1 protein-coding gene is annotated in these 956 nt (G+C 73.1%); it reads left to right on the forward strand.

All coding sequences use genetic code 11. The features are described from left to right. The coding region (locus ACYVE7_RS34695; protein WP_460370882.1) for an Rv1355c family protein at nucleotides 1–956 on the forward strand (956 nt) is incomplete at both ends.

Here is a 956-nt window from a genome sequence, read left to right on the forward strand (position 1 = left end):
ACCAGGTGTACCGGCCCCTGATGCTCGACCCCGCCGCCGACGCCGCCCGGCTCGCCGAGCTGCGCGCCAGGCCCGGCCTCGACGTCCTCGATCTGCGCGCCCCGATCCGCGCCGATCTCGCCGGGCTCCTGGACGCCCCCGACCCGGGCGAGGGCCCCGAGTCCGACCGCTGGTTCCACTACCCGTGGCGCGACCGGCTCGTCGCCCTGCCGGGCCCGCGGACGATGCGGCTGGTCCGCCTCGACCGCAACCGCAACAAACTCACCCGCGCCGAGCAGGACAGGCTCGGCACCCAGATCATCGGGGTCGTCGGGCAGAGCGTCGGCCACGCCATCGCCCACACGCTCGCGCTCGAGGGGATCTGCGCCGAACTCAGGCTCGCCGACTTCGACGGCCTGGAGCTGGCCAACCTCAACCGGATCCCCGCCTCGCTGTTCGACCTCGGCCTCAACAAGGCCGTGATCACCGCGCGCCGGATCGCCGAACTCGACCCCTACCTGCCGGTGACGGTCTACCCGGCGGGCGTCACCGACGAGGTGATCGACGACTTCTTCACCGGGCTGTCGATCGTCGTCGAGGAGTGCGACTCGCTCGACGTCAAACTCGCCGTCCGCGAGGCGGCGCGGCGGCACCGGGTGCCGCTGCTGATGGAGACCAGCGACCGGGGCCTCCTGGACGTCGAACGGTACGACCTGGAGCCGGACCGGCCGCCGTTCCACGGGATGCTCAACGGCGCGGGCCGGGCCGAGCTGCGCGGCTTGTCGACCAGGGAGAAAGCGCCCTATGTCGTGCGAATCCTGGACGCGCTCGGCATGTCGCCCGACTTCGCGGCGAGCCTGGTCGAGATCGACCAGACCCTGTCGAGCTGGCCGCAGCTCGGCGGCGACGTCCAGCTCGGCGGCGCGACCGTCGCGGCGGCGGTCCGCCGGATCGGGCTCGGGCTGCCGCTGCCGTCC

Source organism: Actinocorallia lasiicapitis (assembly GCF_054778695.1).